Origin of the sequence: Streptomyces zhaozhouensis (genome assembly GCF_900230195.1) — a bacterium.
In the GTDB taxonomy this organism is placed as follows: Bacteria; Actinomycetota; Actinomycetes; order Streptomycetales; family Streptomycetaceae; genus Streptomyces; species Streptomyces zhaozhouensis.
On the sequence record NZ_OCNE01000007.1, the window covers coordinates 103,885 to 128,695 of the forward strand.

Below are 24,811 nucleotides of genomic sequence, written 5' to 3' on the forward strand. Positions count from 1 at the left end.
TCGCCCGCCGTCGACGAAGGTATCGACTCCGCGGGGGAGGGCACCGCGCCGGCGCCCCCGCGGGTACCTTCGGGAGCTGTGACGGCACAGGAACGGGGCACGCGCGGCGGCCGCGAGGAGGGGCGCCGGCAGCTGACGGTCGACCTGGCCATGATCGGGCTGGCCGCCGTCACCACCGTCCTGACCTCGGGCGTCCTGGCCGGCGAGACCCACGAGAACCCCGATGTCGTCGTCCTCGACCAGGTGGTCGCCGCCCTCGCCTGCGGCCTGCTGTGGTGGCGCCGCCGCCACCCGCTGGGCGTCGCCCTGGTCATCCAGGTGCTGGCGCTCCCGTCCCACGCCATGGCGGGCCCCATGCTGGCCTCCCTGTTCACCGTCGCCGTGCACTGCCGCACCCGCACCCTGGTGTGGCTGCTGGTGCTCAAGCTGCTGCTGATGCCGTTCAACGTCGCCCAGCGCCCCGAGTCCTCGCTCTCGGACACCGCCTCCGTCGCGATGATGCTGGTCGTGATGACCGCGGTGGTCTCCTGGGGGCTGTCGGTGCGCTACCGCAGGCGGCTGCGGGCGACCCTCTACGAGCAGGCGCAGCGCCGCACCAGGGAGGCGATCGCCCGGGAGATGCACGACGTGCTGGCGCACCGGCTGTCGCTGCTGAGCGTGCACGCCGGGGCGCTGGAGTTCCACCCCGACGCCCCCGCCGAGCAGGTCCGCGCGGCGGCGGCCGTCATCCGGTCCTCCGCGCACCAGGCGCTGGAGGAGTTGCGCGACGTCATCGGCGTGCTGCGTGAGACCCCCGAGGGCGCGGGCCCGCCCGGTGACGGGACGGAGCCGGCCGGCACGACCAGGCCGCAGCCGACGCTGGACGACCTGCCGCGCCTGGCCGACGAGTCGCGCGGCGCCGGCACCCCGGTCCGGCTCGACCGGCGCACCGCGCCCGGCCAGGACCCGCCGCCGGCCGTCGGGCGCACCGCCTACCGGGTGGTGCAGGAGGCGCTGACCAACGTCCGCAAGCACGCGCCGGGGGCCGAGGCGCTGGTCACCGTCGAGGGCGGCCCCGGCGAGGGGCTCACCGTCCGGGTCGGCAACCGGCTGGCCGCCGGGCCCGCCCTCCGGGTGCCGGGCGCCGGCGCGGGGCTGACCGGTCTGGAGGAGCGGGTGACGCTGGCCGGCGGCCGGCTGGAGCACGGCGGGGACCGGGATGGCTTCCGGCTCACCGCCTGGCTACCGTGGCCCCCATGACGATCAGTGTGCTGCTGGTGGACGACGATCCGCTGGTGCGCTCGGGGCTGCGCCTGATGCTGGGCGCGGCCGAGGACATCACGGTGGTCGGCGAGGCGGCCGACGGCTCCGAGGTGCCGGCGCTGGTGGCCGCGCACCGGCCGGACGTGGTGCTGATGGACGTCAGGATGCCGGGGCTTGACGGACTCGCCGCCACCGAGCGGCTGCGCCGTTCCGACGACGCGCCCGAGGTGATGATGCTGACGACCTTCCAGGCCGACGAACAGGTGCTGCGCGCCCTGCGCGCCGGCGCGGCCGGCTACGTGCTCAAGGACACCCCGCCCCGGGAGATCGTCGACGCCGTCCGCCGGGTCGCCGAGGGCGAGCCGGTGCTCTCCGCCGCCGTCACCCGCCGGCTGATCGCCCAGGTGGCCGGCTCGGGCCGGGAGCGCCGCGGGGCGCGGCGCCGGGTCGACGCCCTTCCCGAGCGCGAGCGCGCGGTGGCCCTGCTCGTCGGCCGGGGCAAATCCAACGCGGAGATCGCCGCGGCGCTCCACCTGTCGGTGCCGACCGTCAAGACCCATGTCTCGCGCCTGCTCACCAAGCTCGACCTCGCCAACCGCACCCAGATCGCGCTGCTGGTCCACGACGCCGGCCTGCTGGACGACGCGCGCGGCTGAACGCCCCCGCGCCCGCCGGCGGGTGAGGGTCCGGCGCGCGGTCCGTGACCGTTCCGCGCCCTCCGTTTCGCAGTCGTGACAGTGGCGATATGCAAATTGCAAGTTACCTATTGCGGACTGAACTTGGCAGTGCGACAGTGAGTAGGAAGCGTTTACCCCGGCGTGACCCGTGGCCGAACGCGGGGGGATCATCCCTTTACGTTCGCGTGTTGGCGGGTTCAGTGTGCGCATCTGTAGAGAAAGGCAGCGCTCATGTCTCCCCTCACCGCCGCGGCCCCCGAGCGTTCGCCGCGATCCGCCGTCGCCGGTGAGGTCGGCTTCCGGCTCCCGGCAGGACTGAGAGCCGCCGGCCAGGCGCGCCGCCGGGTCCGGGTCACGCTCGCCTCCTGGGGCGTGCCGGAGGAGACCGCGCGCACCGTGGAGCTGGTCGTCTCCGAGCTCGTCGCCAACGCCGTGCGGCACACCGCGAGCGCCACCGTCGGCGCGCGGCTGTGGGACGACGGGGACGTGTTGGGCGTCGAGATCACCGACGAGCACGCCGGCGCCGAGGGGCCGCGCCGCCGCGCCGCCGCCGAGGAGGACGAGTGCGGACGGGGCCTGGCCCTCGTCGACGCCCTCACCCTGCGCTGGGGCGTCGCCGCCGAGGGAACGGGCGCCGGCCAGCGTGTCTGGGCCGAACTGCCGCGGGCAGACTGGGAGATGGACGCGGCGACCGGCCGCGCCCCCCGACGTTCCGCCGCATCCGTCACCCCCGCCGCCCCCACCGAGCAGAGGTCCTGACGCCACCCCATGGTTTCCCTCACCCAACCCGCCTCCCGCCCGCGTCATCTGCGGGCCCTGCGCAGCCGCCGCCCTGGCTGGCTGGAGAGCGACGTCGTCGAGATGCCCAGGGAGGACGGCCTGCGTGTGCTGGGCGCCCTGCCCCGGCCCGGCGCCATCTTCTCCGTGGGCCCCAGCTGGTGGTGGCCGGTGCCGACCGGCTCCCAGACCGGCATGTGCTGGCCGGCGCCCGCCCGTTACCTCACCGACGTGCGGCTCGCCGTCGCGGCGCCGCCCGAGTGGGCCGGCGAGGGCCTGTGGGCGCCCCGGCTGATCCACTGGCCGCACCACGGCATCCCCTACAGCCAACCGCTGATCCTCTTCGTCTCCATGTGCCGCCTGGCCGGGGTCGACCCCGTCGCCACCACCAGCCCGGCCGGCGACCTCACGGCCAACTAGGCCGTCTCGTTTGGACCTTCGCGGGGGCGCGACGCCAGCTACGGCACCTCGCTGCGTTACCGAATCGCGCGAATACGACCAAGTATGAGCTGCGATCCGGCGCCTTGCGATGCACCGCATCTGACGCCGCGCCCTGATCCACGAAGATCCGAACGAGGCGACCTAGGCCCTGTCCGGGCGATCTTCTTCGGCCCGCGGAGAGGGACCCTGGCCGGCCAGCCGCGCCACCCACTCCGGCAGCGGTTCGGCCCGCGCCAGCCACGGGGCCGGCACCCCCGCCGTCCCGACCCGCGCCGCGACCACCCCGCCCGTGATGGCGCAGGTGGTGTCGACGTCACCCAGCCCCTCGGCGGTGCACCACAGCGCCCCGACGAGGTCGTCGAGATGGCGCGCCGCCGACCACAGCGCGAACGGCACCGTGTCGTCGGCCCGCATCCGCCGCCCGCTGCCGAGCACGGCGGCCGCCTCGGCCGGCCCGGTGTCCGACGGCAGCGCCGCCGCCCGTGCCACACCGTCCCGCACCCGACCCGGCGGCGTGCGGGCGGCCACCCCGCGCAGCAGCGCCGCCGGCTCGACCGGGGCGCGCGCCGTGACGGCCGACGCCGCGGCGAGGGCCACCGCGACCGCGCCCGCCACCCCCTCCGGGTGGCGGTGCGTCACCTCGGCGGCGAGGGCCGCCCGGCGGGCGGCGACCGCCGGGTCGCGCGCGCACAGCGCGCCCAGCGGCGCGGCGCGCATCGCCCCGCCGTTGCCCAGGCTGCCCTCCCCGCCGAAGAGCGCCCGCGAGCCCGCCCGCCAGGCCGCCGGGTCGGCCGCCAGGCGGGGCAGCAGCTCGTGCATCCCCGCCGCGTAGCCACGTCCGTCGTCGGCCAGGTAGGTCCGGCCGAACTCTCCCGCCACCGCGTCCTGCGCCACCTCGCCGTCCGGCCAGGCGGCGCGCAGCAGCGCCGCCGCCAACGCCGTGTCGTCCGTCCACGGCCACCGCGCCGCCTCCGGCACGCGCCGCGCCCGGATCAACGCGCGCGCGTCCCCGCCCGCGCGCAGCACCGGGAACCAGGTCTCGCCGAACGCGTCCCCCAGCGCCAGGCCGCGCAGGCTGTCCAGGGCCGCCGTCCTCGCCTCACGCATTCCCCCATCATCCGCCCCGCGCCGCCTTGCCGGCCAGCCGGCGGCGGGAATCCCGGAGGCGCGGCCGGCGTTCCCTCGGAACATGAGCACCCCGCCCGACCCCGTGCCGCCGCCCCCGGCCCTCGCCGCGACCCGCTGGTCCGTGCTGGACCGCGCCCTGGTGCGCGCGGGGCGCCCGCCGGCCGAGGCGCTGCGCGGCACGGTCGCCTTCGCGCGGGAGGTCGAACGGCTCGGCTACCACCGGTTCTGGGTCGCCGAGCACCACGCGGTGCCCGGCGTCGCCGGCGCCGCGCCCACCGTGCTCGCCGCCGCCGTGGCCTCGGCCACCTCCCGCATCCGGGTCGGCACCGGCGGGGTGATGCTACCCAACCACCCGCCGCTGGTCGTCGCCGAGCAGTTCGGGGTGCTCGCCTCCCTCTTCCCCGACCGGGTCGACATGGGGCTCGGCCGGTCCGTCGGCTTCACCGGCGCGGTGCGGCGCGCGCTGGGCACCGAACGCGAGGCCATGGACGACTTCGCCGCCCAACTCGGCGAGCTGCTCAGCTACTTCGACGGCACCGGTCCGGTGCGCGCGGTGCCCGCGCGGGGGCTCGACGTGCCCGCGTTCGTGCTGGCCGGCCGCACCGGCGCCGACACGGCGGCCGACCTCGGCCTTCCGCTGGTGCTCGCCTCCTCCGCCGACCGGGAACGCACCCGGCAGACCGCGGCCCGCTACCGGGAACGCTTCACGCCCCGCGCCGCCGGCGGCCGCCCCCGGCTGCTGCTCGCCGTCAACGTGGCCGTCGCCGCGACCGAGGAGGAAGCCCGCCGCCGCCAGCTCCCCGAGGCCTGGGCCGTGGTCCACTCCCGCACCCGCGGCGACTTCCCCCCGCTGCCGCCGCCGCCGGAGGTCGCGGGGCGCCGGCTGACCGAGCGGGAGGAGCGCTACCTGGGCGAGGCGCTGGCCGGGCAGGTCAGCGGCACCGAGGCGACCGTCGCGGCCCGGCTGGCCGACCTCGTCGCCGCGACCGGCGCCGAGGAGGTCATGGTCACCTTCGCCACCCACGACCCCTCCGAACAGCTCGACTCCTACCGCCGGTTGGCCCGCGCCGTCGGCGTGGGCGGCGCCGCGGCGTAGCGCCGCGCGGTCAGCCGACGACGCCCCGGGCCAGCCCCATCGCGACCAGGTCCTGCGGGCGCAGCCGCAACAGGTCGGCGACCTCCGCCACCACGGCCGGGTCGGACGCGTCGCGCTTGAGCACGGCCGCCGCCGGCTCGGGCGCCAGCACCGAGTAGTAGCTCTCCGGCGCCACCCAGGTCCGCTCCGGCGCGGTCAGCGCCACCGCGCCCCCCGAGCCGCCCTCGCCGACCAGTAGCGTCGTGACGGGCACCCGGCACCCCGCCAGCGCGGTGATCGTCTCGGCGATCGCCGCGCCGACGCCGTCCCGTTCCGCCGCCTCGTCGTTGGCCGCGCCCGGGGTGTCGACCAGGGTGAGCACCGGGACGGACAGCCGGTCGGCGAGGCGGATCAGCCGCGTCGCCGACCGGAACCCCGCCGGGGTGGTGCGCGTGCCGAGCTGGGCGACGTAGCCGGCGCCGCGCCCGCCGCTCTCCCCGAAGCCGACCAGCAGCCCGGGATCGACGCAGGCCAGCGGCGCCAACCGGTCGAAGGCGGCGGCCAGATAGGCCCGCGCGCCCGGCCGGTCCGCCGCCCTGGCCCTGGCCACCGCCTCCCAGCCGGTGCGCGGGGGATCGGCCCCGCGCGGCGGCGGGGGCGGGGGGACCGGCCCCCGGAGCGGCCGGGTCAGCAGCGCCAGCCACCCGGCGACCGCCCCCGGCAGCTCCTCGGCGGGCACCAGCGCGTCGACCTGGCCGGCGGCGGCCTGGGCCTCGGCGGTGTAGGCGGCCGGGTCGGCGCCCGGCGGCCGCACCCGGGCGCCGGAGAAGCCCACCTGCACCCCGGGCAGCGCGAGCCGCACGTCCGCGCCCGCGCCCAGGGTCGCCCAGGCACCGCCGGTCACCGGTCCGGCCAGCACCGCCAGATGCGGCAGCCCGGCGTCCCGCAGCCGCACCATCTCGCGCGCGATCACCTGGAGTTGGGTCAGCGCGTGCATCCCCTCCTGGACCCGGGTCCCGCCCGAGGCCAGCAGCGAGACCACCGGCAGCCCCAGGTCGCGCGCGGTGCGCAGCGCGGCGCCGATCCGTTCCCCCGCCGCCCGGCCGATGGAGCCGCCCAGATAGCCGAACTCGAACGCCAGCACCACCGCCTCGCTCCCGCCGACCCGCCCGACCCGCGCCAGCACCGACTCGGGGGCGCCGGAACGCTCCGCCGCCCGCCGCCTGCTCGCGGCGTGGCCGGGCCAGTCGAGCGGCCCGTCCGCCGGCCCGACGCCGTCCCTGGCCGGCAGCGGCGCCGCGCCCGGCGCCAGCAGCTCGAGCAACTCCCGCGCGGGGCGGGCCGCCTGGCTCACGCCAGCTCCCGCTTGAGCACCTTGCCCAGCTCGTTGCGCGGCAGCGCCGCCAGGAACCGCACCTCGCGCGGCCGCTTGTGCGCCGCCAGCTGACCGACCACGTGCTCGCTCAACTCCTCCAGCGTCGGCGGGTGCGCGGCGTCCCGGGGCACCACCCAGGCCACCACCCGTTCCCCCAGGTCGGCGTCGGGCCCGGCCGTCACCGCCGCCTCGGCCACCTCCGGGTGCGCCAGCAGCACGTTCTCGATCTCGCCCGCGCCGATCTTGTAGCCGCCGCTCTTGATCAGGTCGGTCGAACGGCGCCCCACGATCCGGTAGCCGCCCGTCGAGTCCCGCGTCGCGACGTCCCCGGTGCGGAACCAGCCCTCCGCGTCGAACGCCCCGGCCGTCGCCTCCGGCTGGTTGAGGTAGCCGCTGAAGAGGTTCGGGCCGCGCACCTGGATCTCGCCGACCGTCTCGGCGTCCCCCACGTCCAGCGGGCGCCCCGCCTCGTCCACCAACCGCACCTCGACGCCCGGCAGCGCCACCCCGACCGTGCCGGTCGCCGGCGGGCCGTCCGCGCGGACGCTGGTGTTCATCAGCGTCTCCGTCATGCCGTAACGCTCCACCACCCGGCGCCCCGTCGTCCGCCAGATCCGCTCGTGGTCGGTCAGCGGCAGCGGCGCCGAGCCGGAGACCAGCAGCCGCGCCCCGGCCAGCGCCTCGGCGAGCGCGGCGTCGCCCTCCGCCGCCCCGGCCAGCCGGTGGTACATCGTCGGCACCCCGAAGAGCACCGTGCCGCCCGAGGTCAGCGCGGCACGCACCCCGTCCGGCGAGAAGCGGCCCAGATGGCGCACCGTCCCGCCACGCCGCAGCGGGCCCAGCACGCCCAGCACCAGCCCGTGCACGTGGAAGAGCGGCAGCCCGTGCACCACCACGTCCGCCTCCGTCCACGCCCAGGCGTCGGCGAGCGCGTCGAGCGTGGTCGCCACGGCCCGGCGGGAGAGCAGCACGCCCTTCGGCGGCCCCGTGGTGCCCGAGGTGTAGACGACCAGCGCCGGCTGCTCGGGGTCGACGGCGGGCGCGGCGGGCGGTTCCCGGTCGCCTCCCGGCGCCTCGGCGGTCACCGTGACCACCGGCAACCCGTCGAGCGCCGGCGGGAGTTCGGCACCCGGCTCGGCCAGCACCAGCGAGGGCTCGCTGTCGCCGACCACGTGGGCCAGCTCCCGCGCCCCGCCGCGCGGGTTCAGCGGGACCACCGGGACGCCGGCCAGCAGCGCGGCGACGACCCCGACGGCCGTGCCGGGCGTCGGGGTCGCCCACACCGCGACCCGGGACTGGTCGCGCAGCGTCTCGGCGAGCGTGAGCGCCGCGGAACGCAGCGCCGGGTAGTCGAGTATCTGGTCACCGAAGTGCAGCGCGGGCTTGGCCGGAGGGTCGTCCAAGGCCGGGAACAGGCAACTCATCCGCTCATGCTAAGCGCGGCGCGGCCTCCCGAGGAGGCCGACCTGAGGTCGTGGCGGGGGCTACCCGCCGGTCACCTCGGGGAAGAAGTTCTGGAACGCCTCCGTGGAGTCGCCGAGCGCGCGGGCGTAGGGCGCGTCGAAGTACCAGATGAGGAAGAGCAGGAAGGTGATCAACGCGCTGAAGAGCCCGGCCAGCAGCAACTCCCTTCCGGAGCGCTGGATCTGGAGGGTGAAGACCATGCCGACCGTCACCGCGGCGCCCGCCAGCAGCCCGACCCACACCACGGCCGGCATGGTGGACTCCGCGCTCTGGCCGCGCCCGGCCCGCGCCTCGTCGACGTCCGCCGCCTCGTCGAGCAGTGCCTGGTAGGCGGTGACCTCGGCGAGCGTGGTCGGCTCGCGCTCAGCGACGGTGCCGCGCAGCGTCCCCAGCAACTCCTCGCCCTCGTCCGTGAGTTCGTTCTCCTCCAGCATGTGGTCCCACTCCGGGCCGACGGTCTGCGCCACATAGGAGTCGACGGCCGCGCGGATCTCCGCCGCGTGCTCGTCGGGGAAGACGGCGGCGCGTTCGGTCATCTCGTGCAGTCCCTGGGCCTCCTGCCGCACCCACTCGTCGGCGGCGGACCGTTCCTCCCAGACCCCGGCGATGGCCAGGCCCAGCACGATCGCGTAGACCACGCCGATCATCATCGTCATGTACTCGATGACGTCGGGTGTCTCGCTCGGGTCGTCCCCTCGCGCGCTCTGCCGCCGCTGCCGCAGCACGGCGACGATCAGCACCACCGAGCAGGTGGCGAGGACGGCGAGGGTGAGGACCAGCCATTCGGACATCGATCGGTCTCCCGGGGGCTACGAGACGCTGGGACGGGCACGGGAACGGGGGCGCAGCGCCGCCGCCGCCAGCACGGCGGGCGCGACGACCAGCAGCATCCGACTGACCACCGACTGCTTCGGGGCGGGCGGCGGGGGGTCGGGCAGGGTGCGGACGGCCGCCGACAGCGGCAGGGCGGCCGCCGGCGGCGGGGGAGCGGGCTCCTCGGGCTCGCCCGGCGGCGCCGGGTCGTCCGGCGGCCGAGGGGGCTCGGGCTCCGGGACGGCCGGGGGGCGGGGGAGCGCCGGCTCCGGGTCGTCCGGCGGCGCGGGCGCCTCGGGCGCGGGCGCGGCCGGGGGCTCGGGGGCCGGCTCCGGCGGGGGCTGGGGCTCCTCGCTCGGCGGCGACGACGGCTCGCTCGGCTCGGGCGGCGGGGGAGTCGGCTCCGGCTCCGGGGTGCGGCAGTCCCAGAAGACCGGCTCACCCGCGATCGCACACGAGTCGCCCGGCCGCCCGGCGGCCGACGCCTGGCCCTCGAACCCGGCCACCAGCGACACGGCGACGCCGAGGGCGCCGAGGGTGCTCCACCACGTTCGCTGCCCACTTGTCACGGGGCGATCCTGACGTCTCACCCGTCGCGGAACGGCCGTTGCGCCAGCTTTTCGCCTTATCCGGTGAACCGATCAACCCCTGCGGGGGGCCGCTCGCTCTCCCGTACGGACAAGTCGCGGACGTGGAAGGCGAGTTGAGCGGCCGACGGCGCCGGCCACACGTTCAGTCGCCCCGCGCGGCCGCGAGCAGGCGCGCCGGGTCGTCCAGCGCCGTGCGCACGGCGAGGCCGGCGGCGCCGCGCAGCGGGCCGTCGGGGCCCAGGGGCGAGGCGGTCACCGGCAGCGGGGTCTCCCGGCCGCCGGCCGCCACCGCCGTGCGCCGGCCCAACTCCCGCCGCAGCGGCGGCAGCAGCCACGGCGCCAGCCGGGTGAGGGTGCCGCCGATCACGACCCGGCGTGGATCCAGCAGGTTGACCGCGCCGGAGAGCGCGATGCCCAGCGCGGTGCCGGCGCGGCGCACCGCGCGCAGCGCGGTCGGCTCGCCCGCCTCGCAGCGCGCCGTGAGCGCCCCCAGCCGCACGCCGGGGCCGGGCTCGATGCCGGCGGCGCGCAGCACCGCCTCCTCGCCGGCGTAGGTCTCCAGGCAGCCGCGCCCGCCGCAGCCGCAGGGCGGCCCCTCCGGCCGCACCGGCACATGCCCCAGCTCGCCGGCGAAACCGTGGGCGCCGCTGAGGAGTCGGCCGTCCAGCACCACGCAGGCGCCGATGCCGATCTGGGCCGACACGTAGACGAAGCCGTCGGCCGCCGGGTCGCCGCGCGACCACAGCTCGGCGAGCCCGCCGAGGCTGGCCTCGTTGTGGACGGTGACCTCGCCGAGGTCGGCGGGGAGCAGCCCGGCCAGCTCGACGTCGCGCCAGCCCAGGTTGGGCGCCCGCAGCACGGTGGTGGTGCCCCGCGGCACCAGCCCCGGCACGGCCACCGCCAGCCCGGCCGGGCGCAGCCCGACCCCGTCCGCCTCGGCGCGGGCCCGGCGGGCCAGCGCCCGCAACTCGCCCAGCACCGCGTCGGGCGCGCGGTGCTGGGCGCGGAACTCCTTCTCGACCCGGACCCGGATCTCGCCCCGCAGGTCGGCGGCGCAGACCGCGAGGTGGTCCACCCCGATCTCGGCGCCGAAGCCGCACGGCCCCCGGTCGGTCAGCCGCAGCTGGCTGCCCGGCCGGCCGACCGAACCGGAGCGCCCCGGGCCCTCCTCCACCAGCAGCCGGCCGCGCAGCAGCGTCTCCACCAGGGTGGAGACCGCCGCCCTGGTCAGCCCGATGCGGGTGGCCACCGTGGCGCGTGAGAGCGGCCCCTCGGCGGCGAGCGTGTGCAGGACCCGCGAGAGGTTGAGCTGACGCATCGCCGACTGCGGCGTGGGCGCCGGTTGGGCCACCTGGACTCCCGTGCTGTCGAGCGGGCGTTGACCGTGCGGGCCGGCTGCTCAGTGGCGGCGCAGCAGCGCGTCCGCGTCCGCGAGGGTCGCCCCCAGCCGCTCCAGCGCGGCCTCGTCCCTGGGGACGGCCGGCAGCGAGGGCCCGCTGGCGGTGTCCCAGTCGCGCGCCACCGCGGCGGCCTCCCGGCCCAGCAGCAGCCCGGCGGCCTGCGCGGCGGCGCCCAGCGCCACCAGCTCCTCGGCCACCGGCACCCGCACCGGACGCCCCGAGAGCCGGCGGACCGTCTCCCGCCACGCGGTGCCCCTGGCCCCGCCGCCGATCAGCAGGATCGGCGCCTCGGGGTCGGCTCCCTCGTCGAGGACCAGGTCGAGCGCCTTCAGCAGCGCGAAGACCGCGCCGTCGTAGGCCGCCTGGAGCAGTTGGCCGGGCGTGGTGTCGTGCCGCAGCCCGTGGACCAGGCCGGAGGCGTAGGGCAGGTCGGGGGTGCGTTCCCCGTCGAGGAACGGCAGCACCACGGCCTGCCCGCCGGCCTCCACCGCCTCCCGGTCGCGGCCCAGCAGCGTGGCGAACCGGTCGACGGCGAGCGTGCAGTTGAGCGTGCAGGCCAGCGGGAGGAACGCGGAGCCGGCGTCGGCGAAGCCGGCGACCGTGCCCGTCGGGTCGGACGGGCGGCGCTCCGAGACCGCGTAGACCGTGCCCGAGGTGCCCAGGCTGAGCACCGGGCTGCCGGGGGCGAGGCCGAGGCCGAGCGCCCCGGCCATGTTGTCCCCGGTGCCGGCGGCCACCGGGATGCCGGCGGGCAGCGGCAGCCCCTCGGTCACCGTGCCCGCGGCCTCGCCCGGGGCGACGACCCGGGGCAGCAGCGCCGGGTCGAGGCCGACATGGGCCAGGACGCCCTCGTCGTAGCTCTCGGTCGCCGTCGACCACCAGCCGCTCCCCGAGGCGTCGCCCCGGTCGGTGGTGCCGGCCGTCACCGGCTGCCCGGCGAGCCGTCCGGTGAGGTAGTCGTGCGGCAGCCGCACCGCCTGGGTCGCCGCCGCGGCCGCCGGCTCGTGCTCGGTCAGCCAGGCCCACTTGGTCACCGTGAACGAGGCGGCCGGCACGCTGCCGACCCGCTCCGCCCACGCCCCGGGGCCGCCCAACTCGGCGAGCAGCCGGTCGCGTTGGGGGGCCGAGCGGGTGTCGTTCCACAGCAGCGCGTTGCGCACCGGGCGGCCGTCGGCGCCCAGCGTCACCAGCCCGTGCTGCTGGCCGGCGACCGCGACGGCCGCCGCGCGCCGCGCCGGCTCGCCGCACTGGGCGAGCGCCGCGGTCAGCGCCTCCCACCACACCTCGGGGTCGCTGTCGTGCTCGGCGGTCACCTGGTGCGGGGCCTGGCCCCTGGCGACCACCGCGCCGGTGGCGGCGTCCACCACCAGCACCTTGGTGGACTGGGTCGAGCTGTCCACACCGACCACCAGGGGGCCTTCTGCTGCGGTCATTGCGCTCGGTCCTTCCATAAGCCACGGGCGAGGGGGGTTCCTAAGGCGGGCCCTCGCATACTAATTTGTTAACAGCCATGACGAAATACTGGGGAGCCGAGGAGCCGCCATGTCATTCCAGCCCACCCCCGAGGACAAGTTCAGCTTCGGTCTGTGGACCGTGGGCTGGCGGGGTAACGACCCGTTCGGCGACGCCACCAGGCCCGCGCTGGACCCGGTCGAGTCGGTCAACCGGCTGGCCGAGCTCGGCGCCTGGGGCGTCACCTTCCACGACGACGACCTGATCCCGTTCGGCGCCTCGGCCGACGAGCGCCAGCACCACGTCAGCCGCTTCCGGAAGGCCCTGGACGCCACCGGCGTCGTGGTGCCCATGGTCACCACCAACCTCTTCACCCACCCCGTCTTCAAGGACGGCGGCTTCACCTCCAACGACCGTGACGTCCGCCGCTACGCGCTCCGCAAGGTGCTGCGCAACATCGACCTCGCCGCCGAGCTCGGCGCCCAGACCTTCGTGGCCTGGGGCGGACGCGAGGGCTCGGAGAGCGGCGGGGCCAAGGACGTGCGCGCCGCGCTCGACCGCTTCAAGGAGGCCTTCGACCTGCTCGCCGACTACGTGGTGAGCAAGGGCTACGACCTGCGGTTCGCGATCGAGCCCAAGCCCAACGAGCCGCGCGGCGACATCCTGCTGCCGACCGTCGGCCACGCGCTGGCGTTCATCGACCGGCTGGAGCGGCCCGAGCTCTTCGGCGTCAACCCCGAGGTCGGACACGAGCAGATGGCCGGGCTGAACTTCCCGCACGGCATCGCGCAGGCGCTGTGGTCGAACAAGCTCTTCCACATCGACCTCAACGGCCAGACCGGCATCAAGTACGACCAGGACCTGCGCTTCGGCGGCGGCGACCTGCGCGCCGCGTTCTGGCTCGTCGACCTCCTGGAGGCGGCCGGCTACGAGGGGCCCAGGCACTTCGACTTCAAGCCGCCGCGCACCGAGGACATCGACGGCGTCTGGGCCTCGGCCGCCGGCTGTATGCGCAACTACCTGATCCTCAAGGAGCGCGCCGCCGGGTTCCGCGCCGACCCGGAGGTCCAGGAGGCGCTGCGCGTCGCCCGCGTCGACGAGCTGGCCAGGCCCACCCTGGACGAGGGGGAGGGCTTCGAGGAACTGCTGGCCGACCGTTCCACCTTCGAGGAGTTCGACCCGGACGCCGCCGCCGAGCGCGGCATGGCCTTCGAGGCGCTCGACCAGCTGGCCACGGACCACCTGCTGGGCGTGCGGAGCTGACCAGGAGGTGCCGCCGTCCCCGCTCCCGCGCCGGGAGCGGGGACGGCTATCTCTCGGGGTAGAGGCAGAACTCGTTGCCCTCCGGGTCGGCCAGCACCAGATGGTCCGCGTGGCGGGTCAGCACCCGCGCGCCGAGGCCCGTCAACCGCTCGGCCTCCGCCCCGACGTCGGCGGCCAGCACGTCGGGGTGGACGCGGTTCTTGCCGACCGCCGGCTCCGACACCCGCTGGAACCACAGCCGTGGCCCGCCGCCGTCCACCGGCTCCACCAGCACCGTGGGGTCGTCCTCCGGCCCCTCGAAACCCAGCGCCCGCAGCCGGGCCAGCTCCGCGTCGTCGTACGGCGCCACCGCGTACCCGTCCAGCGCCGCTGCCCAGAAGCGCGCGACGGCCGAGGGGCGCGCCGCGTCGAAGACGAAGTCGTGAAGTCGTGCCACGCGCCCCATACTTGACGCCCGCGCGCCCCGGCGCCAGCGGGTATCGCCCCGGGCGCCCTCAGAGCCGGCCGGCGGTGCGGGCCAGCGCGGCGAGCGCGAGGGAACGGCTGTGTGCCGGCCACGCGAGGTGGGTGGCCACCTCGGGCGCGTCCGACAGCGGAACGGCCGCGTGCGCGGACCACAGCCAGGAGACGGCGGAGACCGGGAAGACGGCCGCGGCGCGTCCGAGCGCGATCAGCTGGCCCAGCTGCGTCTGGTCGTGGATCTCGGGCCCCGGCCCCGGCGGACGCCCGTCGGGGCCGGGCCAACGGGCCAACGGCAGACCGGGGATGGCGCCGACCTCGGCCATCGACAGGCTCGCGCGGGCCGCGAGCCGGTGCCCGGCGGGCAGGACCGCCACCTGCCCCTCGGTCGACAGCCGCTCGCTGTCGAACCCGGCCAGCGAGCGGGGCGGCACATGGATCAGCGCCACGTCGGCCCGCCCGTCGCGCAGCATCTCCTCCTGCTCGCAGGTGCCGCTCGGCAGCACCTCCACCTCGGCCGCGCCGGGCTCGGCCGCGTAGGCGTCGAGCAGCTTCCGCAGCTGTTCGTGGAACGCGCCGGCCTTCACCGCCAGCACCAGCCGCTCGCGCGCGCCCCCGTCCGCGCCGGCGCGTCGCGTCCGGCGTGCGGCGGCCCGCGTCATGGCCAGGGCCGCGCGCCCCTCGTGCAGCAGCGTCTCCCCGGCGCCGGTCAACGCCACGCCCCGCCGGTCGCGCGTCAACAACCGCACGCCCAAGCGCCGTTCCAGCCGCTGGATAGCCCGGGACAGCGGCGGCTGGGCCATGCCGAGCCGCTCGGCGGCCCGGCCGAAGTGCAGCTCCTCGGCCACGGCGACGAAGTACCGCAGCTCGCGGGTCTCCAACGGGGTGTCGTCCATGGTCCCAACGTAGCGGTGATACCGGTCGGGTATCACCGCCCACCGCATCGGTATTGGCGGCGCCCCCCGCCGCCCGGCCACGATCGCCCCATGCACACTCCTTCCACGCCGCCCGGCGGCACCTGGACCCTGGGCGACCTCACCGTCACCCGTCTCGGCTACGGCGCCATGCGGCTCGCGGGTCCCGGCGTCATGGGCCCGCCCGCCGACCACGAGGGCGCCCTCGCCGTCCTGCGCGAGGCCGCCGACCTCGGGATCACCCACATCGACACGGCCGGCGCCTACGGCCCCCGCGTCACCAACCGGCTGATCCGCGAGGCGCTGCGCCCCGTGGCCGGGACGCCGCCGCACATCGTCACCAAGGTCGGCGCGGTCCGCGACGCGCGGGGCGGCTGGCCGCCCGCCCGGCGCCCCGAGGAACTGCGCCGCGCCGTCCACGAGAACCTCGCCGACCTCGGCCTCGACGCCCTCGACGTCGTCAACCTCCGCCTCGGCGACGCCACCGGCCCGCGCGAGGGCTCGCTCGCCGAGCCCTTCGAGGCCCTCGTCGCGCTCCGGAGCGAGGGCCTGATCCGCCACCTCGGGGTGAGCAACGCGACGCCCGCACAGGTCGCCGAGGCCCGCTCCCTCGCCCCGCTGGTGTGCGTGCAGAACCAGTACCACCTCGCCGACCGCCGGGACGACGCGCTGATCGACGAACTCGCCGCGGCGGGCATCGCCTACGTGCCCTTCTTCCCCCTCGGCGGCTTCACCCCGCTCCGGTCCACGACCCTCGAAGCCGTGGCCGCCCGGCTCGGCGCCCCGCCGATGTCCGTCGCCCTCGCCTGGCTGCTGCACCGCTCGCCGAACATCCTGCCCATCCCCGGCACCTCGTCCGTGGCCCATCTGCGGGAGAACGTCGCCGGCGCGGGACTCGTGCTGCCCGAGGCGGAGCGCGCCGCACTGGACGGCATCGCCGGCTGACCGGCGGCGCGCCCGCCGCCTCAGCGGCGCCGCCGGCGCACGGTCAGCGCGGCCAGCCCGGCGACGACCAGCGCCACCCCGCACCAGCCGACCGGGGCCAGCCGCTCGCCCACCACCGCCACCGCCAGCACGGCGGCCACCAACGGCTCGAAGAGGCTGAGGGTGACCGCCGTGCTCGCCCGCACCCGGGCCAGCCCCGCCCCGAAGAGCAGATAGGCCAGGCACATCGGCACCACCGCCAGATAGCCCGTCACCGCCAGCCCGCGCGCCGACCCCAGCAGCGGTCCGCCGGTGACCGCCAGGACGGGCAGCAGCACCAGCGCCCCGAGTCCGAAGAGCGCGCCCATGGTCGCCCGCGCCCCGTGCCCGCCCCGTATCAGCCGGGAGGCGCAGTAGGAGTACCCCGCGTAGCCGGCTCCGGCGACCACGCCCAGCACCACGCCCGCGGTGGGCCGTTCGCCGCTCACCGCGTCGCCGCCCCCGGCCAGCGTCAGCACCGCGCAGCCGAGTCCGGCGGCCACCGTCGCCGCCCACCAGCGGCGGCTCAGGGACAGCCCCTCGCAGCAACGTTCCAGCAGCGCGGCGAAGACCGGCGCCGAACCGATGCTCACGACCGTGCCGACGGCGACCCCCGCCCAGGCCATCGAGGTGTAGAAGGCGAGCGGGTAGACCACGATGCCCGCCGCCCCGCACAGCGACCACAGCGGGGAGCCGCGCCGCACCACGGCCCAGGCCGAGCGCCAGGCCAGGGCGACGGTGAGCAGCCCGCCGATGCCCATCGTGGCGGCGCCGAGCGCCAGCCCCGAGGCGCCCTCGGGCGCCAGGGTCGCGGCCGTGCCGGTGGTGCCCCACAACCCGGCGGCCGCGAGCACCAGCCAGGCGCCGCCGGCCAGTCGGGGAGCGGGGGAGGGGAGAGGAGAGGAAGCGGGGGCGTCGCCCGCGCCCGTGGAACCGGGAAGCCCGGAGGAAGACGTCATGGGATCAGGTGTCCTGTTTCCGTTGGAATCCTACGAGGGACCAGCGGAGGGCACACTCGACGAGCCGGCCGCGCCTCGGCGCCCGGCGGAGAAGAAACGGTGAGCCGTGCCCTCAGCGGGCGAACGGCGGCGGGGTGACCCGGTTCCAGTAGGTCGGCATGGCAGCAGGCTAACCCGAAAGAGGGACCCGGCGACACCAGTCGGCGATCAGCGCGGCCACCTCGGCCGGCCTCTCCTCGTGCGGGTAGTGGCCGACATCGGGCCACACCACCCGCGCCGAGAGCGGGTGGGCGGGCAGGGACGCCTCCCAGGCGGCGGCCCCGGCGTCGGTGTGCAGCGCGAACGCCGGGCAGCGCCGCCGGGCCAGGAACTCCTCGGCCTGCGCCCGCAGCCCGAAGGCGTCCGGCGCCAGATACATCCCCGCGCGGTACTCGGCCAGCACCCGCGGGGCGGCCGCGCCCAGCAGCCGGCGGTGCCGCTCCGTGAGCTCCGGCGGGGTGGCGGGGCCACGCGCGCGGTCCGCGAACCGCTCCGCCCACGCGGCGCCCTCGCGCTCCAGGGCGGCCTGCTCGGCCGCGAGCCGCTCCCGGGTCGCGGTGCCGCCGAAGCCGGTGGCGACGGTGCCGGTGGCCCGCGTCAGCTCCGGGTGGTCGACGGCGAGCGCGGTCACCACGTGGCCGCCCATCGAGTGCCCGACCGCGACCAGCGGGCCGGTGCCCGTGGCGGTGAGCCAGGCGGCGAGGTCGGCGGCGACGAGGCGGGGCGTGTGCCGCCCGGGGCTGGGCGGCGTCGCGCCGTGCCCCGGCAGGTCGGGCGCCAGCACCCGGTGCCGCCGCGCGAGCCCGTCGACCACCCCGGCCCACTCGTGGCGGTCCCCGCCCCACCCGTGCACCAGCAGCACCACGGAGTGCGCGCCACCGGCGGCCGGCGGCCCGGTGTCGAGGGCGGCGAAGGACGGTGGACGGGCGGCGGCGGACACCGGCGACTCCCGGGGCGGACGGCGAGGGCGGGCCCGACGCCGCGCCGGGAGGGCGCGGGCGGGGCGAGGCGGACGGGCAGGCCGGTCAGGCGTCCCCGTCGCCGTCCTTGCCCTTGCGGCGGAACCAGCGGCGCTTGCGCGGCTTGTCCCCGCTCTTCTTGCGTGAGCCCTTCTTGCGGCCGGAGCCGTGCACCCAGCCGGCCGGCGGCTCGTCGGAACGCCAGGGCTGCGGGGCCGGCCCGCCATCCTTCCAGCGCTCGCGGAGCATCCGCGTCCTGGCGGTCGGCTCCCGCACCTCGGCGCCGCGTATGAAGCTCTCGTCCAGGACCAGGTTGTCCCAGTCCTCCTCGCGCGGAGTGTCGTCGCCTCCGCGCGGCTCCTCCTGATCCGAGGGCCCCGTCCCCATGAGCTGCCTCCTCATACCCGTTGGTGCGCGGAGTCCAACGCCAGGTGAACGCCCGAGGCCGCCGCCGGGTTCCGGCGGCGGCGTTCGGGACACGGTACAGCAGGTGACCTCAGGAGCGGCGCTCCGCGGACTCCGTCTCGTCCTGCCCGGAGGTCTTCCCCTCGGCCTCGGCCTTGAGCCGCTCGGAACGGGTGGCGTAGAGGCTGGTGACGGTCGTGATGATCAGCACGCCACAGATCACGCTGAGCGAGAACATGGTGGAGATCTCCGGGGTGTGGACGCCGGACTCGTGCAGCGCGTGCAGGATGAGCTTGACGCCGATGAAGCCGAGGATCACCGACAGGCCGTAGGAGAGGTGGACCAGCTTCTCCAGCAGCCCGCCGATCAGGAAGTAGAGCTGGCGCAGGCCCATCAGCGCGAAGGCGTTGGCGGTGAAGACGATGTAGGCGTCCTCGGTGAGGCCGAAGATCGCGGGGATCGAGTCCAGCGCGAACAGGATGTCGGTGCTGCCGATGGCGAGCATCACGATCAGCATCGGCGTGATGAGCCGCCGGCCGTTCTCCCGGATGAAGAGCTTGGTGCCGTGGTACTGGTCGGTGGCCGGGAAGCGCCGCTCCACCATCTTGAGGAAGCGGTTCTCCTCGTACTCCTCGTCCTCGGCGTTGGCCTCCTTGATCAGCTTCCAGGCGGTCCAGATCAGGAACGCGCCGAAGATGTAGAAGATCCAGGAGAAGCTCGCGATCAGCGCGGCGCCCATCGCGATGAAGCCCGCGCGCAGCACCAGCGCGATCAGCACGCCCACCATCAGCACCCGGGCCTGGTACTGCGCGGGGACGGCGAACTTGGTCATGATCAGCACGAAGACGAAAAGGTTGTCCACGCTGAGCGACTTCTCGGTGACATAGCCGGCGAAGAACTCGCTCGACGGTGTGCCGCCCTCGAAGACCGCCAGGCCGATCCCGAAGAGGACCGCCAGCACCACCCAGAAAATGGTCCAGATGCCGGCCTCCTTCAGGGAGACCTCGTGGGGTTTGCGTCCAAAGAAGAAGTCCACGGCGATGAAGGCGCACAACACCACCACGGTGAGCACCCACATGGTCAACGAGACGTCCACTCTTCCTCCGGTCCTCTGCGCGCGGCATGACGGGCTTCCGCGCGGCGTGCCGTCGCGGCTCGGCCAATAGTAATGGAACGGTAAAGTGGCGTGTCCGGGTATGCCTCGCTTACGGGCGGAAGTGCCTTTGCCCGCCCGTGACTCGGCGTCCTCGGGTGGGGCGCGAAGGGCGCCCCACGCCCTCTGGGGAGGGTGCCACGGGCGGCCCCCCGCCCGGCGCTCCGACCGCGTCGTCGGCGGGTCGTGGGGTGCGGTGGCCGGCCGCCGGCCGGTCGAAAGGTGACCGAGGTCACCCACGGGGCGGTCAACGCGGGTAAATCCCGCGGTTTCGGGTCGGGTCCGGCTAGGAGGGGGACAGCGGGAGCTCCGCCCACACCTCGTGCCCGTCGCCCGCCTCCCGCGGCCTGACCCCCCAGACCTGCGCCAGCGAGCAGACCAGCAGCAGCCCCCGGCCGCCCTCGTCGTCGTCCGCCGCCCGTCCGGGCGCGCGGCGCGGTCCCGCGCCACCGCTGGCGACCGCGACCCGCAGCAGCGAGCCGGCGAGCCGCACCTCGCAGCCGACGCTGTCGCTGTCGGTGTACCGGAGCGCGTTGGTCACCAGCTCGGAGATGACCAGTTGGGCGCTGTCGCAGGCGTCGCTCGGGGCGCGCCACTCGGCGAGCTGCTGGCGGGTGAGGCGACGCGCCTCCGCCGCCGAGGTGGGGACGGCGGGCAGCCGGAACCGCAGGCAGTCGCCGGGCAGCGCGGAGCCGTGGCGTCGCGCCTGGGGTGGGACATGCGGGGAGGAAGCCACGGAACCACTGTGCGGCGCGCCCCTCGCATCCGGCAAGAGGCATCCTGCAAATTACAGATTCATCCGTTGCACTCTGTTGCTCCCGGTGACCGCGTGGCAGACTTTTCCCTCCACGGACCGAAGTTGGCGGGAGACAGAGGTTGTCGGGGGAGGGGCAGTGGCCGGTGGCCAGGGCGGTGGGGCCGCCACCGCGTTGCGCGTGGTGCTCGGCCGCCGGCTCCACGACCTCAGGGAGGCGGCCGGCCTCACCTTCGAGGACGCGGGGCGGGCGCTGGACGTCACGCACGCCACCGTCCGGCGCATGGAGAAGGCCCAGGTCGGGCTGAAGATCCTCTACGTCGAGAAGCTGCTGCGGATCTACGGGGTCACCGAGCAGGAGGAGGTCGACGCCTTCCTCGCCCTGGTCCGCGAGGCCAACCGGCCCGGCTGGTGGCACGGCTACCGTGACGTGCTGCCCGAGTGGTTCAGCGCGTTCGTCAGCCTGGAGGCCGAGGCCGACCTGATCCGCGCCTACGAGCCGCACTACGTCCCAGGACTGCTGCAGACGGAGGCGTACGCCGCCACCGTGCTCCGTTCCGGGCTCCCGCACGCGCCCGTCGCCGAGATCGAACGGCTGGTGGCGGTGCGGACGGCCCGTCAGGAGATCCTGCGGAGGCAACGGCCGCCGCTGCTGTGGATCGTGCTGGACGAGACGGTGCTGCGCCGTCCCGTCGGGCCGCCGGGGCTGATGCGCGGCCAGCTCGGCCGGCTGATCGAGGCGGTGGCCTCGTCCCAGGTCAGGCTTCAGATCATGCCGTTCGCCGCGGGGCACCACCCGGCCATGTACGGCCCGTTCCATCTCTTCCGGTTCCCCGTCCCCGAGCTGCCCGACGTCGCCTGCGCGGAGAACCTGGTCGGCGCCGCCTACTACGACCAGCCCGCGGATGTCTCGACCTTCCGCGAGGCGCTGGACCGGATGTGCGCCCAGGCCGCGCCGGTGCACCGCACCGAGGCCATCCTCAGCGGAATGCGCAAGGAGCTCTGAGCCATGGAACGCGTGTACAACGGGATGCCGGCGACTCTCCTGGGCACCGAGGGCTGGCAGAAGCCCTGGAGCGGGGGGAACGGCGGCAGTTGCCTGGAGGCGCTGCGGCTGACGGACGGCCGGGTCGCGCTGCGGCAGTCGACCGACCCCGAGGGGCCGGCGCTGATCTGTTCGTTCCACGAGATGGCGGCCTTCATCCGGGGAGTGAAATCGGGGGAGGCCGACTACCTCCTGGCCTGATCTCACCGGATGGGGGAGTGACGTCGCGGTGCCCGCGTACGAGGGGTGCGGGCACCGCGACGCGCACGGCGGACGCGTGCCGCCGACCGGTCGGTCCCCGGGCGGCCAGCCCGGGGACCCCCGCCGGTGTCAGCGCGCGGCGAGCCGCACCGCGAAGCGGAACTCCCTCGGCAGCAGGTGGTACTCCGGCAGCGGCCCCGGGCCGCACGACTGGCTGCCCATGCCGTGGTGGGCGTGGTCGAGATGCACCCAGACCGTCTCCGAGGGCACCAGGTCGCTGGTGTGGCGCGCCGCGTCCAGGTGCTCCGGCGTCCAGCGCCGCGCGGTCAGCGTGAACGGCTCGTCGACGGCGGTCACCCGCAGCGTCGGCGCCCCGTCGGCCGCCAGCTCGGCCCACCTGACGTCCGCCCTGGCGCCGTTCTCCTGCGGGCGCACATACGGGGTCTGGAGGGCGTCCACGGTGGCGCGGTGGCGTCCGAGCGCGGCCGCCTGCCGGGTGTCGGGGTACGCCTCGCCCGGCCCGCCGCCGAACCAGGTGACCGTCCCGTAGGCGGCCGGCAGGCCCAGCCGCAGCCCCACCTTCGGCAGCGTCGACCGCCAGGGGCCCTCCGGCTGCACGGTGACGGTGAGCAGCAGCTCGTCGCCCACGGCCCGCCAGTGGTAGGTGGTGGCCAGTCCGACCTCGGCGGCGGCCGGGGCCACCCGGGAGCGCACGGTCAGGCCGTCGTCGGCGAGCGCGACGCCGTCCAGCCGGTGGCGCATCCGGTCCAGGCCGAGCGCGCGCCAGACCTCCGCGTGGCGTTCGTCGTCCTGCCAGGAGGCGCCCAGGTCGTTGTCGGTCGGCGCCCGCCACACGTCCAGCCGCGGCGCGTGCGGCACCGCCAGCCCGCCGAGCCGCAGCAGGGCGCCGTCGCGCGCGTCGAAGAGCGCGGGGCCCAGCGCGATCCCCTCGTCGGTCCGGCGCGGCGCGGGCCCCGGGGTCGTCGGCGCGGGCTCCACCGCCCGCTCGCCCACGGCCCGTTGGGCCCAGGCCACGCGGTGGCCGCGCGCGGCCCACGCGGTGTCGGCGGCCAGCGCGGCGCGCACGGTCCACACGCCGGTGCCCGGCCGGTCGGTGCCCGGCCGGCCGGGCAGCTCGACCCGGGCGGAGGCGCCGGGACCGAGCGGCGGCACGGTCAGCGGTCCGCCGGCGACGGACTCGCCCTCGACCTCGTAGACCCACTCGAAGGCGAACGCGCCCAGGTCGGCGAAGTCCTGGTCGTTCCTCACCTCCACCACGCCGGCGACCGGGTCGATCTCCATCAGCACCGGCTCGATGACCTTGCGGTACTCCAGCAACCCGGGCGAGGGCGTGCGGTCGGGGAAGAGCAGCCCGTCGCAGACGAAGCTGCCGTCGTGCAGCTCCTCGCCGAAGTCGCCGCCGTAGCCGAAGTAGGGGACGCCGTCCGCGGTGGTCTTCGGGAAGCCGTGGTCGATCCACTCCCACACGAAGCCGCCCTGGCACCGCTCGTGCTCCCGGAAGAGGCGCTGGTACTCGGCGAGCCCGCCGGGGCCGTTGCCCATCGCGTGCGCGTACTCGCACAGCAGGAACGGCGAGGAGCGGCGGTGGGCGTCCAGCTCCGGGTCCTCCAGCGCCTCCTCCTCGCGGCGGCCGATCAGCTCGACCTCGGCGTGCGGGGCGTACATCCGGGAGTAGAAGTCGCTGTCCCTGGAGGTGTGGTCGTTCTCGTAGTGGACCGCGCGCTCCGGGTCGCGCTCCCGGATCCAGCGGGACATCGCGCCCAGGCCCTCGCCGGCCCCGCACTCGTTGCCCAGCGACCAGACGACCACCGAGGGGTGGTTCTTGTCGCGCTCCACCATCCGGCGGGCGCGGTCCACCAGCGCCGGGGTGAACCGCTCGTCGGCGACCGGGTTGCCGCGCCAGTCCTCGAAGTCGCAGAAGCCGTGGGTCTCCAGGTCGCACTCGTCGACGACCCACAGCCCCAGCTCGTCGCAGAGCTGGAGGAAGGCCGGGTGCGGCGGGTAGTGGCTGGTGCGGACGGCGTTGATGTTGTTCCGCTTCATCAGCAGCACGTCCTCGCGCATGGTGGCGAGGTCGAGCGCGCGCCCGCGCTCGGGGTGGAACTCGTGCCGGTTGACGCCGCGGAAGAGCACCCGGCGGCCGTTGACCTTGAACAGCCCGTCCTCGATCGCCACGGTGCGGAAGCCGATCCGCAGCTCGACGCGTTCCCCCTCGGTGACCAGCTCGCCGGTGTAGAGCCGGGGCGTCTCCGCCGTCCACGGCTCGACCGGCACCCGTGCCTCCTCGCCGGTCGCCAGGTCCAGGCCCAGCTCCGGCACGAGCACCCGGCCGGCGGGGGAGGACTCCACGCGCAGCACGCCCTCGCCCGTGGCGTGGTCGAAGCCGGCGTGCACGAAGTGGTCCTCGACCGCGCCGGCCGGCCGGTGCAGCAGGTTGACCTCCCGGAAGATGCCGGGCAGCCACCACATGTCCTGGTCCTCCAGGTAGCTGCCGGCCGACCACTGGTGCACCCGGACGGCCAGCACGTTCCCGGCGCGGCGCAGCAGCCCGCCGACGGCGAACTCGTGCGGCAGCCGGCTGCCCTGGAAGACGCCCAGCTCCCGCCCGTTGAGCCAGACCCGCGCGCAGGACTCGACGCCGTCGAAGCGCAGCACGCTCTCGCCGTCCTCGGGCCACTCCTCGGGCAGGTCGAAGACGCGGCGGTGGTCGCCGGTCGGGTTCTCCGTCGGGACCCGGGGCGGGTCGACGGGGAAGGGGTAGCGCACGTTGGTGTAGGCGGGCGCGCCGTGGCCCTGGAGCACCCAGTGGCCGGGGACGGCCAACGGGTGCCAGCCGGCCGCCGCGTCGGGGCGGAAGTCCTCGGCGGTGGCGAACGCGGTGTCCGCGCCCTCGGCGGTGTCGGAGAGCCGGAAGTCCCAGGTGCCGTCGAGGGAGAGCCGGGCCGCGTCGGAGGCCGGCCGCCAGGCCCGCGGCGGGAGGTCGCCGTGGCCGGGGGAGAAGTCCTCGTAGTAGGGGAGCGGTGCGTCCTCGGGGCGATTCCGCATGTGTCTCCTCGCGTCCGCGACGACCAGCCCGTCGCATGTTGATATGTGTGCCCTGCTGTTGGAAGACGCTAGAACGGGGAGCGTCGTCTCGACAACCCCCGCCGGGTAAGCGCTTCCTGCGTCGCCGTCTGCGCACTTGCCTCCCGCGCCCCTCCGGGCGGCCGCCCCGGAGGGCCCACCGGCCGCGCCCGCGCGGC

The 24,811-nt window shown here is 75.9% G+C and carries 24 protein-coding genes; 9 read left to right on the forward strand and 15 right to left on the reverse strand.

The window, feature by feature from the left end; genetic code table 11:
* Positions 1-78 precede the first annotated feature (78 nt).
* The 4 genes from CRP51_RS12435 to CRP51_RS12450 all read left to right on the forward strand — a co-directional run bounded on the left by CRP51_RS12435 (position 79) and on the right by CRP51_RS12450 (position 3,116).
* Positions 79-1,239 carry a sensor histidine kinase gene (locus CRP51_RS12435; RefSeq protein ID WP_097231175.1) on the forward strand — a complete coding sequence of 387 codons (1,161 nt, stop codon included), beginning with the start codon at positions 79-81 and terminating at the stop codon, positions 1,237-1,239.
* A complete protein-coding gene (locus tag CRP51_RS12440; protein ID WP_097231319.1) occupies positions 1,236-1,898 on the forward strand; it encodes a response regulator transcription factor in 663 nt (220 codons plus the stop codon). The genes CRP51_RS12435 and CRP51_RS12440 overlap by 4 nt, the downstream gene beginning before the upstream one ends.
* A 252-nt stretch (positions 1,899-2,150) precedes the next feature.
* On the forward strand, positions 2,151-2,678 hold the full coding sequence (locus CRP51_RS12445; RefSeq protein WP_097231176.1) for an ATP-binding protein: 528 nt from the start codon (positions 2,151-2,153) through the stop codon (positions 2,676-2,678).
* Positions 2,679-2,687: 9 nt separating this feature from the next.
* Positions 2,688-3,116, forward strand: a complete 429-nt coding sequence (locus CRP51_RS12450; RefSeq protein ID WP_097231177.1) for a hypothetical protein — start codon at positions 2,688-2,690, stop codon at positions 3,114-3,116.
* A 162-nt stretch (positions 3,117-3,278) separates the two neighbouring features.
* On the opposite strand, the gene CRP51_RS12455 is transcribed toward CRP51_RS12450, so the two are convergent.
* Complete coding sequence (locus tag CRP51_RS12455; RefSeq protein WP_170970528.1) at positions 3,279-4,244, reverse strand: ADP-ribosylglycohydrolase family protein; 966 nt, start codon at positions 4,242-4,244, stop codon at positions 3,279-3,281.
* A gap of 82 nt (positions 4,245-4,326) precedes the next feature.
* Here CRP51_RS12455 and CRP51_RS12460 point away from each other — a divergent pair, with 82 nt between their 5' ends.
* Complete coding sequence (locus CRP51_RS12460) at positions 4,327-5,361, forward strand: MsnO8 family LLM class oxidoreductase (RefSeq protein WP_097231179.1); 1,035 nt, start codon at positions 4,327-4,329, stop codon at positions 5,359-5,361.
* A 10-nt stretch (positions 5,362-5,371) separates the two neighbouring features.
* Here CRP51_RS12460 and CRP51_RS12465 read toward each other — a convergent pair whose 3' ends face one another.
* The 6 genes from CRP51_RS12465 to xylB form a co-directional block, all read right to left on the reverse strand.
* Positions 5,372-6,694, reverse strand: a complete 1,323-nt coding sequence (locus tag CRP51_RS12465) for a carboxyl transferase domain-containing protein (protein WP_170970529.1) — start codon at positions 6,692-6,694, stop codon at positions 5,372-5,374.
* Positions 6,691-8,139: an acyl-CoA synthetase gene (locus tag CRP51_RS12470; RefSeq protein ID WP_097231180.1), complete on the reverse strand. Its 1,449-nt coding sequence runs from the start codon at positions 8,137-8,139 to the stop codon at positions 6,691-6,693. The genes CRP51_RS12465 and CRP51_RS12470 overlap by 4 nt, the downstream gene beginning before the upstream one ends.
* Positions 8,140-8,199: 60 nt before the next feature.
* Entirely contained in the window at positions 8,200-8,970 is a 771-nt protein-coding gene (locus tag CRP51_RS12475; RefSeq protein WP_097231181.1) for a bestrophin-like domain, read from the reverse strand.
* A gap of 18 nt (positions 8,971-8,988) precedes the next feature.
* Complete coding sequence (locus CRP51_RS12480) at positions 8,989-9,561, reverse strand: hypothetical protein (RefSeq protein WP_141514588.1); 573 nt, start codon at positions 9,559-9,561, stop codon at positions 8,989-8,991.
* Between the two features lie 163 nt (positions 9,562-9,724).
* Positions 9,725-10,900, reverse strand: coding sequence for an ROK family transcriptional regulator (locus tag CRP51_RS12485; RefSeq protein ID WP_097231321.1), 1,176 nt, complete (start codon positions 10,898-10,900; stop codon positions 9,725-9,727).
* Between the two features lie 81 nt (positions 10,901-10,981).
* Positions 10,982-12,415, reverse strand: a complete 1,434-nt coding sequence (gene xylB, locus CRP51_RS12490; protein ID WP_097231183.1) for a xylulokinase — start codon at positions 12,413-12,415, stop codon at positions 10,982-10,984.
* Positions 12,416-12,524: 109 nt separating this feature from the next.
* Between xylB and xylA the strand changes: the two genes are divergently transcribed.
* Positions 12,525-13,697, forward strand: coding sequence for a xylose isomerase (gene xylA, locus CRP51_RS12495; RefSeq protein ID WP_097231184.1), 1,173 nt, complete (start codon positions 12,525-12,527; stop codon positions 13,695-13,697).
* Positions 13,698-13,743: 46 nt separating this feature from the next.
* Here xylA and CRP51_RS12500 read toward each other — a convergent pair whose 3' ends face one another.
* Together CRP51_RS12500 and CRP51_RS12505 are read right to left on the reverse strand one after the other, a co-directional pair.
* The gene (locus CRP51_RS12500; RefSeq protein WP_097231322.1) at positions 13,744-14,133 is read right to left on the reverse strand and encodes a VOC family protein; all 390 of its coding nucleotides are present in this window, start codon (positions 14,131-14,133) and stop codon (positions 13,744-13,746) included.
* A gap of 58 nt (positions 14,134-14,191) precedes the next feature.
* The gene (locus tag CRP51_RS12505; protein ID WP_097231186.1) at positions 14,192-15,052 is read right to left on the reverse strand and encodes a LysR family transcriptional regulator; all 861 of its coding nucleotides are present in this window, start codon (positions 15,050-15,052) and stop codon (positions 14,192-14,194) included.
* A 90-nt stretch (positions 15,053-15,142) separates the two neighbouring features.
* Between CRP51_RS12505 and CRP51_RS12510 the strand changes: the two genes are divergently transcribed.
* Positions 15,143-16,015, forward strand: a complete 873-nt coding sequence (locus CRP51_RS12510) for an oxidoreductase (protein ID WP_097231187.1) — start codon at positions 15,143-15,145, stop codon at positions 16,013-16,015.
* Positions 16,016-16,035: 20 nt separating this feature from the next.
* Here the strand turns inward: CRP51_RS12510 and CRP51_RS12515 are convergent, their stop codons facing one another.
* From CRP51_RS12515 to CRP51_RS12535, 5 genes are all read right to left on the reverse strand, one after another.
* Positions 16,036-16,992: a DMT family transporter gene (locus CRP51_RS12515; RefSeq protein ID WP_097231188.1), complete on the reverse strand. Its 957-nt coding sequence runs from the start codon at positions 16,990-16,992 to the stop codon at positions 16,036-16,038.
* 169 nt (positions 16,993-17,161) lie between these two features.
* Positions 17,162-17,971, reverse strand: a complete 810-nt coding sequence (locus CRP51_RS12520) for an alpha/beta fold hydrolase (RefSeq protein ID WP_097231189.1) — start codon at positions 17,969-17,971, stop codon at positions 17,162-17,164.
* A gap of 85 nt (positions 17,972-18,056) precedes the next feature.
* Positions 18,057-18,377, reverse strand: coding sequence for an SGM_3592 family protein (locus CRP51_RS12525; RefSeq protein ID WP_245880543.1), 321 nt, complete (start codon positions 18,375-18,377; stop codon positions 18,057-18,059).
* Positions 18,378-18,486: 109 nt separating this feature from the next.
* The gene (locus CRP51_RS12530; protein ID WP_097231190.1) at positions 18,487-19,491 is read right to left on the reverse strand and encodes a TerC family protein; all 1,005 of its coding nucleotides are present in this window, start codon (positions 19,489-19,491) and stop codon (positions 18,487-18,489) included.
* Between the two features lie 343 nt (positions 19,492-19,834).
* Positions 19,835-20,284, reverse strand: coding sequence for an ATP-binding protein (locus CRP51_RS12535; RefSeq protein ID WP_245880544.1), 450 nt, complete (start codon positions 20,282-20,284; stop codon positions 19,835-19,837).
* Positions 20,285-20,441: 157 nt separating this feature from the next.
* On the opposite strand from CRP51_RS12535, the gene CRP51_RS12540 reads away from it, so the two are divergent.
* Both CRP51_RS12540 and CRP51_RS12545 read left to right on the forward strand, forming a co-directional pair.
* Positions 20,442-21,308, forward strand: a complete 867-nt coding sequence (locus CRP51_RS12540; RefSeq protein ID WP_097231191.1) for a Sco1979 family transcriptional regulator — start codon at positions 20,442-20,444, stop codon at positions 21,306-21,308.
* A 3-nt stretch (positions 21,309-21,311) separates the two neighbouring features.
* Positions 21,312-21,548 (forward strand): DUF397 domain-containing protein, encoded by a 237-nt coding sequence (locus tag CRP51_RS12545; RefSeq protein ID WP_097231192.1) that lies wholly within the window; start codon positions 21,312-21,314, stop codon positions 21,546-21,548.
* A 129-nt stretch (positions 21,549-21,677) separates the two neighbouring features.
* On the opposite strand, the gene CRP51_RS12550 is transcribed toward CRP51_RS12545, so the two are convergent.
* Entirely contained in the window at positions 21,678-24,614 is a 2,937-nt protein-coding gene (locus tag CRP51_RS12550) for a glycoside hydrolase family 2 TIM barrel-domain containing protein (protein WP_097231193.1), read from the reverse strand.
* Between the last annotated feature and the right edge of the window lie 197 nt (positions 24,615-24,811).

Excerpts from the sequence above, each read along its gene's own strand:
- CRP51_RS12550 (WP_097231193.1), bottom strand. The coding sequence starts at position 24,614 with ATGCGGAATCGCCCCGAGGACGCACCGCTCCCCTACTACGAGGACTTC.
- CRP51_RS12545 (WP_097231192.1), top strand. The coding sequence starts at position 21,312 with ATGGAACGCGTGTACAACGGGATGCCGGCGACTCTCCTGGGCACCGAG.
- CRP51_RS12440 (WP_097231319.1), top strand. The coding sequence starts at position 1,236 with ATGACGATCAGTGTGCTGCTGGTGGACGACGATCCGCTGGTGCGCTCG.
- CRP51_RS12485 (WP_097231321.1), bottom strand. The coding sequence starts at position 10,900 with ATGCGTCAGCTCAACCTCTCGCGGGTCCTGCACACGCTCGCCGCCGAG.
- CRP51_RS12450 (WP_097231177.1), top strand. The coding sequence starts at position 2,688 with ATGGTTTCCCTCACCCAACCCGCCTCCCGCCCGCGTCATCTGCGGGCC.
- CRP51_RS12475 (WP_097231181.1), bottom strand. The coding sequence starts at position 8,970 with ATGTCCGAATGGCTGGTCCTCACCCTCGCCGTCCTCGCCACCTGCTCG.
- xylB (WP_097231183.1), bottom strand. The coding sequence starts at position 12,415 with ATGACCGCAGCAGAAGGCCCCCTGGTGGTCGGTGTGGACAGCTCGACC.
- CRP51_RS12455 (WP_170970528.1), bottom strand. The coding sequence starts at position 4,244 with ATGCGTGAGGCGAGGACGGCGGCCCTGGACAGCCTGCGCGGCCTGGCG.
- CRP51_RS12510 (WP_097231187.1), top strand. The coding sequence starts at position 15,143 with ATGCACACTCCTTCCACGCCGCCCGGCGGCACCTGGACCCTGGGCGAC.
- CRP51_RS12505 (WP_097231186.1), bottom strand. The coding sequence starts at position 15,052 with ATGGACGACACCCCGTTGGAGACCCGCGAGCTGCGGTACTTCGTCGCC.
- xylA (WP_097231184.1), top strand. The coding sequence starts at position 12,525 with ATGTCATTCCAGCCCACCCCCGAGGACAAGTTCAGCTTCGGTCTGTGG.
- CRP51_RS12525 (WP_245880543.1), bottom strand. The coding sequence starts at position 18,377 with ATGGGGACGGGGCCCTCGGATCAGGAGGAGCCGCGCGGAGGCGACGAC.
- CRP51_RS12460 (WP_097231179.1), top strand. The coding sequence starts at position 4,327 with ATGAGCACCCCGCCCGACCCCGTGCCGCCGCCCCCGGCCCTCGCCGCG.
- CRP51_RS12515 (WP_097231188.1), bottom strand. The coding sequence starts at position 16,992 with ATGACGTCTTCCTCCGGGCTTCCCGGTTCCACGGGCGCGGGCGACGCC.
- CRP51_RS12470 (WP_097231180.1), bottom strand. The coding sequence starts at position 8,139 with ATGAGTTGCCTGTTCCCGGCCTTGGACGACCCTCCGGCCAAGCCCGCG.
- CRP51_RS12445 (WP_097231176.1), top strand. The coding sequence starts at position 2,151 with ATGTCTCCCCTCACCGCCGCGGCCCCCGAGCGTTCGCCGCGATCCGCC.